This is a genomic window from Variovorax sp. UC122_21, assembly GCF_044056785.1.
In the GTDB taxonomy this organism is placed as follows: Bacteria; Pseudomonadota; Gammaproteobacteria; order Burkholderiales; family Burkholderiaceae_C; genus Variovorax.
In genome coordinates this window covers 831,262-844,607 of record NZ_CP172004.1, presented here as the reverse complement: position 1 = coordinate 844,607, position 13,346 = coordinate 831,262, and the positions used below count along the sequence as shown (strand labels likewise).

The following is a 13,346-nucleotide window of genomic DNA, read 5'->3' as shown; positions in this document are numbered from 1 at the left end:
ACGCATTCTTCTGAAGGCCCGGCATGACCAGCAAGCGCCATCATGGTTCGTCCATCCGGCTTCAACGCGGGGTGTATGCAATCGAGTTTGCGTTTGTCTTCTTGATCTTCTTCGCGGTGCTCTACGGGATCGTGAGCTACGGAATGCTCTTGACGTTTCGCATGGGCTTGCAGAATGCAGCCGAGGACGGCGCGCGGGCAGCCCTTCGCTACAAGCCTACTTCGCCGGAACGCGCTGTCGCTGCCGTTCAGGTTGCAACCCAGCGCAGCCTCTGGATGCCGGCGGCCGTGAAGCCGCTGGAAGTGACAGCGCAATGCAGCGTGGCTGGCGGCGAAGCGGGTCCATGCAATACCAGCACCTGCACATCAAACGCCTCGTGGGATCAGCGCTGCAGGATCGTCGTCACAGTGATAGCACGAGGGATGGGGTCGGTACTTCCACCGCTATTCAGCGTGGTGCTACCGAGTCAGATCGCGGGCCAAGCCAGCATGCTGCTTGATGGGAGCTCTTCATGACTGGACGGCTTTCTCACAAATTGCGAACAAGCGTCATGCGACGCCAACGTGGCATCGCAGCTGTTGAGTTCGCGTTGGTGTTCAGCTTGCTGTTCTTTGCTATGTACGGCATCGTCACGTTCGGGGTGGTTCTCTACACGCAGCAGGTGGTTTCCAGATCTGCCGAAGATGGCGCACGGGCAGTGCTACGGTTGGGGCAGAGCGTCCAAGCAAACGATTCACGCGTGCAAGAAGTCATCTACGACGCGCTTGCATCTGCGCTGATCACCCCTCCCGAGGCAGGAACAAGCATGGCCCAAAAGAAGGCATGGCTACGTACACAGATGGGATCCAGGCAACCGCCGGAGATCACACAGCAGTCCGCCGAACAGATCCTAGTCAGGGTCACCTACCCGTACAGCGCTAGCCCCGTTCTTCCACGCGTTGTGCCCTGGTCCAACGGCTGGATGCCTTCCCTGCTCGTAGGAAAGGCAATAGCTATGCGACCAGCCTCATAAGACGCCCTCCATGAGATCGAAACGCACCACAACCCGGCGTCGCCAACGTGGCTCCGTGATCGTCATCGCGGCCGTTGCGCTCAGTCTGATCGTCATCGCTCTGATCGGAACGGAGCTCGGATATTTGTTCTTTATGAAGCGGGAGTTTCAAAAAGCCGCCGACTTAGCTGCATTGGCAGGTGCGCAGAAACTTCAAACCACGACGGCGACGAATCGTTGTAGCCAGGCCGCTGGCGTCGCCATCAACAATGCCGGTCAAAATCTTCCAGGAATTTCGATTAACCCACCCGACTGTGGAAATTGGAGAACGGGACAAGCCTCTGAGACCGCCGCCGGGTGTTTTACGAATACGGATGATCATTTTCTCACTGGAGGAGCGCCGCTTAATGCGATTCGAATTCGAATCAATCAGCCGGCACCTACCTTGCTACCAATTTTCCCATGGGATCGCACGATTTGTGTCCAAGCTATCGCAGCACTGGATGAGCCGCAAGCGTCCTTCTCAGTGGGTAGTGGCGTTGCTAGATTGAACCAAGGCGCCCTGAACCAACTTCTAGGTCTTTTGCTCGGCACAACCATCAACCTGAGCCTCGCTGACTACACGGGACTGGCCAACGCCAAACTCAATCTACTCGGAATGGTAGATGCACTTCATCTCAACGCGGGGACAGTGGATCAACTTGCTCAGAGCAATATCACCCTAGCACAACTTTTGAACGCCGCAATAGAGGTTCTGCCGCAAGGAAACGACAGCCAAACCGTCAGCCTCGTAGCAAGCCTGCTCCGAGGCATGCTAAATCTGACAGGCGGCCTAGATTTAAACACTGTGACCATCAATCTACTGAAAACCGCCGAGCAAGCTGGTTTACTCAGTCTTGACCTAGATACTACAGATCCGCGGAGCGCTTTAAACGGAAACGTCAGCGTACTAAACCTCCTGTCGGTAGCACTGCAGGTTGCAAATGGCCAATCCGCGGCTGCGGCTGCTACTACGATTTCTTTACCACCTTTGGCAAAAGTGGGAGTACGCGCCAAGGTAATCGAGCCACCAACCATCGCAATCGGTCCTCCAGGTTACTACTCAGATGGCACAGCAAAAACTCAAGCGCATACAGGCCAGGTTCGAGCTGGGCTGAATGTTCAAATTTTGACGGCGGCCGGCGGCAACAACAGTCTTTTAGATATTCCATTGCTTCTTCGCGTCTCCCTTCCCGCGGGACAATTAATTAATCTCCCAATATACGCGGAAGTCGCATCTGGCGACGCCAACTTGGAAGATGTTCGCTGCACTGCAGGGGATGGAAAATACGATGTAGCCATAAATGCCGCTCCGGGATTGGCTCACGTTTTTCTTGGCAATATTCCCACAGCCTTTTCCAATACAACCAGTCCATGGGCTAGTTTACCTAAAGAGCGTTTCAAGCTCGTGAGCCTACGAATTGATTTATTAGGAAGCATCCTTACGCCGCCGATCAATGTCGATTTGCTGGCAAAGCTAGATTTATCAATTCCAGCCAACGGATCAATTTCCAGAACAACATTAAATTATAGATTCGACCCCAACACTCCGACATCCCAGCAAAATTTGATACAAACCGTTGGCCTAGAGCAAAGCCTAGGGGCCGCCATTGGAAGCGCGATTAGATCTGGCGCGCTTGACGTTGTACTCAACACGAGTGGCCTCGGCCTAGTGACCAATGTGCTAAACGCACTCGTAAATAATCTCATCACAATCGTCAATGGCTTGCTGGGTGTCCTTAACATTGTCCTCACTCCGGTGCTAGATCTTCTGGACGGCGCAGTGCTTGGACCTTTATTCAAGGCGCTCGGTCTTCAGTTGGGATATGCGGATGTGCAACTACTTTCCGCCAGTTGTCAGAGCAGAGCGAAGCTGGTTCATTAATTTCTTCCCCTATTTGATTACTTCGTGATCTACATAGCAATCGCATCTTGATGAGCGCCTCCCCCAATTTCGACGAACTCGACCTCTTTGTCTGGGAAGGTAAGGCCGACATCCTCGACCGCATCGCCCGCTGCATGGCGAGCTTCGATGTCGAGGTGATCCGGGCCGACGGCATGCCGCCGCCCTCGCAGGACCGCGCGGCGGCGATGCGGCCGTCGGTGGCGATCATCAGCGTCACGGTCATCGATGGCGGCGGGCTGCCGCAGGCGACCGAGCTGCTGCAGGGCATGCCGGTGATCTGGGTCGCGGCGGCCTCGCGCGAGCGCGACTCGCGCACCTATCCGCCCGAATACCTGCACGTGCTGCCCTACGACTTCACCTGCGCCGAGCTGCGCACGATGGTCGCGAAGCTGGTGCGGCAACTGCGCGCGCGCGACGTGGCGCCGCAGCCGCTCGACGAGCTGGTGGCGCACTCGGAAGCGATGAAGTCGCTGCTGGCCGAGGTCAATGCCTTCGCCGATTGCGACCACAGCGTGCTGGTGCGCGGCGAAACCGGCGTGGGCAAGGAACGCATCGCGCAGCAGCTGCACCTGGGCCACCAGACCTACTGCAAGGGCGCGTTCGTGGCGGTGAACTGCGGCGCGATTCCGGACGGGCTGTTCGAGTCGCTGTTCTTCGGCCACGCCAAGGGCTCGTTCACGGGCGCGGTGCATGCGCACCGCGGCTACTTCGAACAGGCCACGGGCGGCACGCTGTTCCTCGACGAGATCGGCGACCTGCCGAAGTACCAGCAGGTGAAGCTGCTGCGCGTGCTCGAGGACGGTGCGGTCACGCGGCTCGGCGCGACCTCGCCGATCCGGGTCGACTTCCGGCTGGTGGCGGCGACCAACCGCAACCTGCGCGAGATGGTGGCCAGCGGCGAATTTCGCGCCGACCTGTTCTACCGCCTCGCGGTGATCGAGCTGCACGTGCCCAGCCTCGAGGAGCGTGGCGAGATCGACAAGATCGCGATCTTCAAGGCGCTGCTGGCCAACGTGCTGGGCGACCAGCTCGAGGTGCTCGGCGAAACGCCGCACTGGCTCAGCGACGCGGTGGCCGAGACCTACTTCCCCGGCAACGTGCGCCAGCTGCGCAACCTCGCGGAACGCGTGGGCGTGATCGCGCGGCAGCTGCACAGCTGGGACCAGCACCTGATCCAGCGCGCGATCGCGCTGACCCGCGGCACGCCCTCCACCGGCGCGGGCGGCGGCATGGGACTGGGCGCGAACGCGGTGGGCACGAGCAGCGCCTTCGAGGCCGCCGGCGGCGACCAGCGCAAGGGCTGGAACGGCAGCGAGCGCAACCGCATCATCGCGGCGCTCGAGATCAACGACTGGAAGCGCCAGGACACGGCGCAGCACCTGGGCATCAGCCGCAAGGTGCTGTGGGAGAAGATGCGCAAGTACCAGATCCTCGACGGCGAACCGGGCATTCCGGAAGACGCCTGAGCGGCCACGCGGCCGCGCGCTCACGCGCCGGCCGCCCGCTTTTCCGCTTCGTCAGTTGGTGGTGGTCGGCAGGCGCTCGGCGCGCCGCAGGGTCACGGGCTGCGCGTTCTGCGAGCGATCCACCGACGCCTCGTTCGCGCAGGTCGAGTTGCTCGCCAGGCACGGGCCGCTGAGCAAGCCGTCCTCGGTCAGCACGGTGCGGCTCGGCGCACCGAAGACGCGGTCGACCCATTCGTTGCCGCCCTCGGGGTCGATGCGCAGTTCGCCGGTGGTGCGCGCCAGGCGCAGCTCGTTGACGCGCAGGTCGAACACGGCATCGACGTAGTCGAACAGCAGGTTGTAGTACTCGAGCTGGGCATCGAGCACCTGCGGCAGGGTGTCGCGGCCGAACTCGAGCAGGCGGCGGCGACCGCGGAAGGCCTGGCCCGAGGTGCTCACGGCCTCCATCAGCTGGCGCTCGCGCTCGCGGCCCGAGACGGTGCGCGACCACGAGGCGCTGGTGAGCTCGAACAGGTTGAGCTTCACGCCCTCGAGCTTGGCTTCCTGGTTCTCGACCTCGGCCATGGCGGTGCGCACGCGCAGCTGGCGGTCGAAGCCGCTGCCGAAATTCCAGCTCAGCTCGAGCGCGGTGCGCGTGGGGTCCTGCGGCGACACGCCGCGCGGGTCCTTGCTCTTCACGATCACGGCATCGACGGTGGGCCAGATGCTGGCCTCCTGCTGCTCGACCAGCGCCTTGGCCTTGTTGATGCGGCCCTGAGCCTCGGCGATCTCGGTGCTGCGCTCCTCGGCGCGGCGCAGCGCCTCGGCCTGCGAGTCGATGCGCCACTGCGGCGGCGCGGCCAGCACCGGCAGGTTGCGCGTGATGGGCGTGAACTTGAAGTAGCTGCGGAACTTGGCGATGGCCTCGTCGCGCTGGGCCTCGAAGTCGGCCTCGCGCGCGGCCACGCTGGCGCGGCGCGCGCTGGCCATGTTGAGGTCGTTCTCGCCGGTGGCGCCGAGCGCGACGCGGCGCGCCTCGGCCTTCGAGAGCTCGGCCACGATCTCGGTGGAGCGGTGCGCGATCTCCTTCTTGAGGTCGAAGCGCTGCACCTGCAGGTAGGCGGTCAGCGCATCGAGCACCACCTTCTGCGAGGTGGTGGTGACGGCCTGGCCGTCGGCCTCGTTGCCGGCCTCGGCGGCACGGATCGAGGCGCTGATCGCGCCGCCGTCGATCAGGCTCATGCGCGCCTCGGCGGTGATCACGTTGTAGCTCTGGGTCTGCGCGTTGGCGGCGCCGCTGTTGTAGTTGCCCGAGGAGGTGCCGACCTTGAAGCGCGGATAGCGCGCCTTCTTGGCCTGGTCGATCTGGAAGCCGCTGGTATTGGCGGCCGCCTGCGCGGTCTGCACTTCGGGGTAGTCCTGCGACAGCACGACCAGCGCCTGCTTCACGCGCTGCACGTAGCCGGCGGTGCCGATCGAGGGCGCCGTGAGGCGCCGCGCGAGCATCAGCGAGGGCGGCGGATCCTGTGCCTCCTGCGCCATGGCAACAGGCGGCAGCGCGAAGCTGGCGGCGAGCGCCGCGCACAGCACGCCGGTGCCCGCCGGGCGCCGGCTGTGGGTCGGGCGGCGCTTCATGGTTCGCGGAAGGCTTCGCGCCGCAGCTTGAGCACAGGACGAAGGATGTACCAGATGAAGGGATCGGTGCCGACCTTGAGGTCGACCTCGGACTCCATGCCGACGGTGATGCGGTTTTCCTTGTGGCCGACGAAGGACTTGTCGGTGCTGATCAGCAGCCGGTAGTACGGCGCGCCGCTGGCGATCGCGGGGTCGCGGTCGGCGTCGGCCGCCACCAGCGTGACCTTGCCCTCGACGGCGCCGTAGCGCAGGTAGTCGTAGGCGGTGATCTTCACGGTGGCCGCCTGGCCGATCTCGACGAAGCCGCGGTCGTTCGGATTGAGCCGCGCCTCGATCATGATCTCGTCCTTGTCGGGCACGACCTCGAGGATGGCCTCGCCGGGCTTCACCACCCAGCCGGGGCTGCCGCTGCGCAGGCCCTTGACGATGCCGTCCGACGGCGCCTTGACCTCGGTGCGCGAACGCTGCGTGCGGGCGCGCGCGAGGTCCTCGCTCAGGCTCGCGAATTGGCGCTCGACGGTGGCGAGCTCGTCCGAGGCGCGGCGCCGGAAGCGCCCCTCGGCCTCGGCCATCTTGGCCTGCGCCTCGGTGATCGCGGCATTGGCCGAGATCACGCCCTGGCGCGCGACCGCGAGTTCGCTGCGCGCGGCCTCGGCCTGGCGGCGCTTCTCGAGCACCTCGACCTGGCCCACCAGCTTCTCCTTGAGCAGCTGCTCCGACACCTCGAGCTCCTTCTGCATCAGGTCGAGCCGGTCGCTCAGGCCCTTGACCTTGGCCTGCTGCTCGAGCTGCCGGCTGCGCGCGGCTTCGAGGCTGGAGATGGCGCCGGCCATCACGCCGCGCTGCTCGAGCGCGCGCGCGTCGTAGGCACCGGTCTCGCCGGCGTACACGCCTTCGTCGATGTCCTTGGCGAAGGTGTCGCGCTTGAGCGGCTGGCCGCGGCTCTCGGCCATCAGGCGCACGCGCGTGGCCTGGGTGGCGGCATAGCGCGCGGTCAGTTCCTCGAGGTTGAGGCCGCCGCCGCCGAGGTCGATCTCGACCAGCGACTGGCCCTGCTTGACGTGGTCGCCTTCCTTCACGAGCACGGCGCTGACGATGCCGCCTTCCAAGTGCTGGATCGACTTCACGCGGTCGGAGGGAATCACGCGCCCGGGCGCGACCACGACGGTCTCCATCGGGAAGCCCAGGCCGATCACGGCGAACACGCCGATCAGGCCGCCGAGCAGCCACTGGCGCCGCCGGCCCTCGGGCGTGATCTGCGCGGCGCGCTTCTGGTCTTCGGTCTGCAGGACCTGCGGCAGATCGGCTTTCAAGATCTCGCCTCCCTTGCGGTCACTCGGTCGTCGCACTCGGTCATCGGTCGATCGGTCCAATCCATAAACAAATTCGCCGCCTCAGGCGATCGAACGCGCGGCGGACTCGCCGTCCTCGCCGCCTTCGGGCAGCGCCACCAGCGCCTTCTTCACGCCGAACAGCTTGGGCACCATCAGCGCGGCGGTGCCCTGTTCGACCGTGCCTTCGCCGGTCACGTGGTAGACATGGCTGGCGGCCGAGACGATGCGCAGCGAATGCGTGACCACCACCACGGTGCGCACCTTGGCCACCGCCAGCAGCGTGGCCAGCAATGCACGCTCGCTCTGGAAGTCGAGGTCGTTGCTGGGCTCGTCGAGCACCAGCACCGAGGGCTTGCGCAGGAAGCTCATGGCCAGCGCGAGCTTGCGGCGCTCGCCCACCGACAGGCCGGTGCCGCCCTCGCCCACCGTCGAGCGGTAGCCGTCGGGCAGCCGCGAGATGAAGTCGTGCGCGCCCGAGAGCTTGCAGGCCGCGACGATCTGCTCGTCGCTCTGGCCCGGCGCGGTGCGGCGCATGACGTCGATCAGCGAACCGCCGAACCAGTAGACCTCCTGCGAGAGGTAGCTGATCCAGCGCGACAGCTCCTCGCGGCCGAACTGCGAGAGGTCGTACTCGCCGATGCTGACCACGCCGTGCGTGGGCGTGTACAGGCCCGAGAGCAGCTTGACCAGCGTGGACTTGCCGGCGCCGTTGCGCCCGACGATGACGTGCAGGCCGCCGGGGCCGATGTCGAGGTCGAGGTGCTCGATGACCGCCTTCTGCGCGTTCTCGGTGAAGCTGAAGCTGACGTCCTTGAGCGTGATGCGGCCCAGCGGCTGCGGCAGGGCCATGCCCACGGGCGGCTTCTCCACCGGCTCGCCGAGCACGGTCTCGAGGCGCTTGGCGGCTTCCTTGGCGGTCGCCAGCGAGCGCCAGTTCGACACCAGGCCGGCGATCGGCTGCAGCGCGCGCAGCGCGAGCATGTTGGAGGCCACGAGGCCGCCGACCGTCATCCACTGCTCCATCACGGAGATGGCACCCACCGTGACCACGATCACCGAGAACACGGTCAGCAGCACCGTGGTGCCGTCGCGCGCGGTCTCGATCTGGCCGTTCTTGGTGAAGCTCTCGGTGAGCCAGGCGTTGTAGGTCTGCTGCCACATCTCGATGATGGGACCGTCGTTGGCCTGCGACTTGAGCGTCTCGCGCGCATGACAGATCTCGGCCGTCATGCGGTCGAGGCCGCGGCCGCGCTGCACTTCCTCGACGCGGCCGGCGCGAACCTCGTCGGCCCACCACCAGGCGAGGAAGGAAAGGATCGCGAGGAAGGCCACCACCACCGGCAGCACCGGCAGCGCGACGATGCCGATCACCACCAGCCCGAACACCGCCATCGGCAGGTCGAAGATCGATTGGGCGAGGCCGCCGGTGACGGTGCCGCGCACCGAGCCGACATCGCGGAAGTACAGGTGCCACGACGAGGCCGGCCGCGCCTCGAGCGCGCGCAGCGGACGACCGAGCATGGAGCCCATCAGCGCGCCCGAGACGCCGTGGTCGATGATCGCGCCCGCGTTGCGCAGCAGGCGCGAACGGCGCGTGCGCAGCCAGAACTCGATGCACAGGAAGAACAGGATGCCGCTGACCAGCGCCGCCAGCGTCGACACGCCGCTGCGCGAGAGCACGCGGTCGTAGACCTGCAGCAAAAAGATCGAGGGCAGCAGCCCGAACAGGCTGATCGGAATGGAGCGCCAGGCCGCGCTTTTTATCAGCGGGTAGGCATCACGGAACGCGGCATGGAGGGCGCCCGCATAGGGACTGGCACCGGGCTCCACGGGCCGCTCGGCGACCAGTTGAGTGGGCAGGAGAAACTTGATCATGGGCGAAAGCCGATCCCGTCAGGCGATGACGCAACGGCTTCATTATCAACTGTTACCCGACTGTTACAACGCAATATTTCACTCTAGAAAGCAGTGCAATTCGAGGCTTTGGTCAGGGGTCGGTCAGTCCCTGTCGCCGCGCGGTGCGAGACGGTTTCGGTGGGCAGGACGACGCTGGCGCAGGCCACCGTCTTTCGTGCCTGCGCTGGCTCGTCGTCTAAGGACAAACCCCGATCGAGAAAGATCGCGACGTTGACGCACAGCAGCATGCACACGACCCACGCGCACAGCAGCTGGGCCCAGCGGGTCCACCAGCGGCGCGCCGGGGCGGCCTCCTGCTGCGCGGGCAGATGAAGAAGTGCATCCAGTCTGGTCATGGCAGTGCTTTCAGAACCCGGGCCAGCCGGGACAGACCCACGCCCGCGGAGCTTTTCGCGAGCACCCAGTCGCCCGGCTGCAGCAGGCTGCCCAGCGCGGTCGACAAATCGGAGACGTCGACGAACCAGTGCGAACGCACCTTCGAACTGATGCGCGCATGCAGGGCCCGCATCAGCGGTCCGCACAGCAGCACGCGGTCGGCCTGCGTGGCCAGCAGCTCGGGCTCGAGATCGAGGTGATGGCGCTGGGCCGCCGGGCCCAGCTCCTGCATGTCGCCGAGGATCGCCACGCGGCGCGCGGGCTCGCACGGGGCCTGCGCCAGCAGCTCGAGCGCGGCGCGCATCGAACTCGGATTGGCGTCGTAGGTCTCGTCGATCAGCTTGAAGCTGCCGCCGCCGATGTGGATGGTGTGCAGCGCGCCGCGCCCGCCGGGGGGCTCGAACTGCGCGAAGGGTTCGACCGCCGCGGCCAGCGGCAGCCGCAGCGCGGTCAGCGCGGCCAGACCGGCGACGGCGCTCATGCCCATGTGGCGGCCCGGCGCGTTCAGGCGCAGCTGCAGCGGCTCGCCGGCCACCATCGCCTTCACCTCGCCATGGTCGAACGAGACCAGCCGCACGTCGGCCGCGCGGTGCTCGCCGTAGCTCACCACCTGCAGCTGGCGCTCGGCCGCGGCCTCGGCGAACACCGGGTACTCGACCATGTCGCGGTTCAGCACCACGCTGTCGCCGGCGGTCATGCCGAGGAAGATGCGCGCGTCCTGCCGCGCGGCGGCCTCGGCCGGACCGCGGTGCTTCTGCGCCGCCGCCGACAGGCCGGCGATCACCGCGAGCGTCGGGCGCACCAGCTGCGTCGACGCGGGCAGCTGCGACTGGCTCATGTCGAGCACCCAGTAGGCGGCGTGGCGCGGCAGGCAGGTGAGGTTCCACGCGATGCCCGACGGCAGGCTGATGCTGCCTTCGGGCTGGCCGACCTCGCCCCACACGGTGAGCGCGCTGGCCATCATGGCCGCCACGGTCGAGCCGGCGACGCCCTGCCCCACCACCGCGCAGACACCGCCGTTGAACTCGGCGCGCGCATGGGTGCCGAGCTGCAGCACGGCCTGCGGCAGGTCGGCCACCTTGAGCACCGGCACGCGCTTGTCCAGGTGCGGCTTGGGATCGACGCACAGCACGGCGGCCGCGGGCTGCAGCACGCCCTTGAGCGCGACGGCCGCGAGCGGCGCCTTGGCGTTGCGGGTCTGGTTCTCGAACACCACGCGGCCCTTGCGCAGGAAGGAGCGCTGCGCGACGCCGCTGGCGCGCCAGCCGTCCTCGGGCTTCACCACCCATTCGCCGCCGGTCACGCGCGCCATCTCGCTCGCGGTCCAGGTGCCGCCGTCGTCGCGCGGTCCGCCCTGTCCGACCGAGATGCCGCCACCGGCCACCGCGCCGGCGCCCGCGCCATGCAGCGTGCGGCGCTCCACCAGGTAGCGGTGGAAGGCCACGAAGCCCGAGACGTACTGCTCGACGTCGTCGATGCGCACGCGGAACGCGTGGTGGCGGATGAAGAACGAGCCGACGATGGTCGAGGGACGGCGGAAGTACATCGCCATCTCGGGCCAGAAGTAGCCGTTGAGCAGGTAGTGCGCGCGGTAGTCGAGCGCGCGGTAGAACTTCTCGACGTCGAGCTCGTCGAGCAGGTGCCGCATCGCGGGCATGCCCTCGAGCCGCTGCAGCATCTGCTGCGCGGCGAGCATCAGCTCGAGCAGCGTCGGGAAGGTGGTCTTGCGGTCGAGCACGAAGTCGAGGTAGCCCGCGACGTTCTGCAGCCCGAAGCGGAAGTAGCGCTCCTGCGGGCTCCAGCGCGCGAGCTCGTTGACGCAGCAGCTCAACCAGTGGTCGTGCGCCTGCCAGTGCTGGCTGGCGATGAAATGATCGAAGGCCTTCTCCACCACCGCGAGCCACTGGGGATCGCGCGTGAGGCCGTAGAGGCGCAGCAGGCCGTAGGAGGCCTGGCCGTCGTAGTAGATGATCCGCGAGGCCTGCTTGAGCGTCAGGTCGTTCGCATGGATGACGTGGTTGAAGCGGCCCGTCGCCGGGTCCTGCAGCGAGGAGATGCCCAGCGCGAGCTTGTCGAGCAACGGCAGCCAGCGCCGCGTGTCCATGGCCTCGCAGTACTTCACGAGCGCCAGCACGCAGGCCGCGTTGCCGCCGAGGCGGATCTCGCCGCCGGTGTCGACCAGGAACGAGATGTCGCGGCCGTCGGCGAGCTTGTAGTCGCGGATCAGGTGATGCACCAGGCGATCGAGCGCGCGCTCGATGGCCGCGCGCAAGGTCTCGTCGCGCGTGATCTCCCACGCCTCGATCATGGCGTAGAGCGCGCTCGCATGGCGCATCGCGTCGTAGGTCGGGATGCGCCGGTCGAAGCAGGGGAAATAGCCGTAGACGAACAGGCCGTCGGCCTGCACCTGGCGCGCCAGGTACGAGGCGCCGCTGCGCACCAGGTCGAGCGTCGATTGCGGATTGAGCGCGGGCAGCTGGCGCCGCCCGGCATCGAGCCCCGTGCCCACGAGCTTGTGCACCACGCCGTCGGGCTGGCAGAACAGGCCCACGGTCGCCAGCAGGAACACCGGCTGGTCGCCCGGCAGCTCGAGCGACAGCCGGCGGCCGAAGCGCGCATCCGCATAGAGCTCGAAGTTGCGCGGGTTCACCACCGCGTGCGCGATGGTCGAGTCGCCGCTGAGCATCGCGTTCGCATTGAGCTCCTGCTCGGTGAACGCGAGCTCGAAGTCCTTGTCGAAGGCCAGCCCGAGGCGGAAGTAGTTGCGCTTGACCGACGCCAGTTGCCCCTTGAACTGGACCCAGTCGATCGGGCTCGCGCCCTCGACCCAGTCGACGCGCAGCCAGGGCGAGACGATGCCCTGCTCCTGCACCCAGCGTTCGAGCTGCTCGGCGCCTTCGCGCCAGGCGGTCTCGAGCACGGCGGCGCGGGTGTGCACCACGTGCGCGCGCTGCGTGCCGTCGCTCACCGAGAAGAACAGCGTGAAGGCCGGGTATGGCGCCGGCAGCGCCGCGCACACCGAGACGAGTCGCTCGTGGCAGGCGTGGAGCTGATCGGAGAAGGACATCATTCGGACCCGGTCGAGAACGGGCAACCGGTCTTCTTCGTCATGCGTTGCCGCGATGACTCGGAAGACCGGGAGCTGCCATCGAAGGCATCGCAGTTCCCTGGTTCAGCGGTAGCTGAATTCGGCGCGGCGATTGAGCTGGTAGCCCTCCTCGGTGTTGGCAAGCGACGCGGGTTTTTCCATGCCCCAGCTGATGGCTTCGAGCCGTTCGGCGGGCACGCCCAGCTGCGTCAGGGCGCGCTGGACGGCTTCGGCACGGCGCTGGCCCAGCGCGAGGTTGTATTCGCGGCCACCGCGCGAGTCGGTGTGGCCTTCGAGCACGACGCGGCTCGTCGGGCGGTTGCGCAGGAAGCTGGCGTGCGCCTCGACGATGTTGCGGTACTCGGGCTTGATGTCGTACCGGTCGAAATCGAAGTACACGATCTTCGACACGCCGGCCGGTCCGTTCTGCACCGGCGGCGGGGGCGGCGGCTCGACCTTGGCGACCGCGCTGGCGCCCTTGTTGGAGTAGTAGTAGGTCGCGTCGTCGCGACCTTGCTTGGGCCCGGTACCGCAGGCGACCAGGCTGGCGCCCAGTGCCGCGATGGCCAGTATCCGGAAACTCGTCTTCATACCGTTCCTTTCAGAGGACGGACCG

10 protein-coding genes are annotated in these 13,346 nt (G+C 66.2%); 4 read left to right on the top strand and 6 right to left on the bottom strand.

The window, feature by feature from the left end; all coding sequences use genetic code 11:
• The first annotated feature begins 23 nt into the window (after positions 1-23).
• Genes ACHMXE_RS16195 through ACHMXE_RS16180 form a run of 4 tightly spaced genes read left to right on the top strand, consistent with a single transcriptional unit; the run spans position 24 to position 4,402 of the window.
• Complete coding sequence (locus ACHMXE_RS16195) at positions 24-515, top strand: TadE/TadG family type IV pilus assembly protein (protein WP_395350194.1); 492 nt, start codon at positions 24-26, stop codon at positions 513-515.
• Positions 512-1,012: a TadE/TadG family type IV pilus assembly protein gene (locus ACHMXE_RS16190; protein WP_395350193.1), complete on the top strand. Its 501-nt coding sequence runs from the start codon at positions 512-514 to the stop codon at positions 1,010-1,012. The genes ACHMXE_RS16195 and ACHMXE_RS16190 overlap by 4 nt, the downstream gene beginning before the upstream one ends.
• 10 nt (positions 1,013-1,022) lie before the next feature.
• Positions 1,023-2,915: a TadG family pilus assembly protein gene (locus ACHMXE_RS16185; protein ID WP_395350192.1), complete on the top strand. Its 1,893-nt coding sequence runs from the start codon at positions 1,023-1,025 to the stop codon at positions 2,913-2,915.
• A 50-nt stretch (positions 2,916-2,965) separates the two neighbouring features.
• Positions 2,966-4,402: a sigma 54-interacting transcriptional regulator gene (locus tag ACHMXE_RS16180; RefSeq protein ID WP_203202855.1), complete on the top strand. Its 1,437-nt coding sequence runs from the start codon at positions 2,966-2,968 to the stop codon at positions 4,400-4,402.
• A 51-nt stretch (positions 4,403-4,453) separates the two neighbouring features.
• On the opposite strand, the gene ACHMXE_RS16175 is transcribed toward ACHMXE_RS16180, so the two are convergent.
• The 6 genes from ACHMXE_RS16175 to pal form a co-directional block, all read right to left on the bottom strand.
• The gene (locus ACHMXE_RS16175) at positions 4,454-6,016 is read right to left on the bottom strand and encodes a TolC family protein (protein ID WP_203202856.1); all 1,563 of its coding nucleotides are present in this window, start codon (positions 6,014-6,016) and stop codon (positions 4,454-4,456) included.
• Positions 6,013-7,329 carry an HlyD family type I secretion periplasmic adaptor subunit gene (locus ACHMXE_RS16170; protein WP_203202857.1) on the bottom strand — a complete coding sequence of 439 codons (1,317 nt, stop codon included), beginning with the start codon at positions 7,327-7,329 and terminating at the stop codon, positions 6,013-6,015. The genes ACHMXE_RS16175 and ACHMXE_RS16170 overlap by 4 nt, the downstream gene beginning before the upstream one ends.
• Positions 7,330-7,410: 81 nt before the next feature.
• Positions 7,411-9,225 carry a peptidase domain-containing ABC transporter gene (locus ACHMXE_RS16165; RefSeq protein WP_203202858.1) on the bottom strand — a complete coding sequence of 605 codons (1,815 nt, stop codon included), beginning with the start codon at positions 9,223-9,225 and terminating at the stop codon, positions 7,411-7,413.
• Between the two features lie 83 nt (positions 9,226-9,308).
• Complete coding sequence (locus tag ACHMXE_RS16160; RefSeq protein ID WP_203202859.1) at positions 9,309-9,602, bottom strand: hypothetical protein; 294 nt, start codon at positions 9,600-9,602, stop codon at positions 9,309-9,311.
• Complete coding sequence (locus ACHMXE_RS16155) at positions 9,599-12,709, bottom strand: glutamate ligase domain-containing protein (RefSeq protein WP_281080907.1); 3,111 nt, start codon at positions 12,707-12,709, stop codon at positions 9,599-9,601. Before ACHMXE_RS16155 ends, ACHMXE_RS16160 begins: the two co-directional genes overlap by 4 nt.
• Positions 12,710-12,814: 105 nt before the next feature.
• Positions 12,815-13,321 carry a peptidoglycan-associated lipoprotein Pal gene (gene pal, locus ACHMXE_RS16150; RefSeq protein WP_203202861.1) on the bottom strand — a complete coding sequence of 169 codons (507 nt, stop codon included), beginning with the start codon at positions 13,319-13,321 and terminating at the stop codon, positions 12,815-12,817.
• Positions 13,322-13,346: the final 25 nt, after the last annotated feature.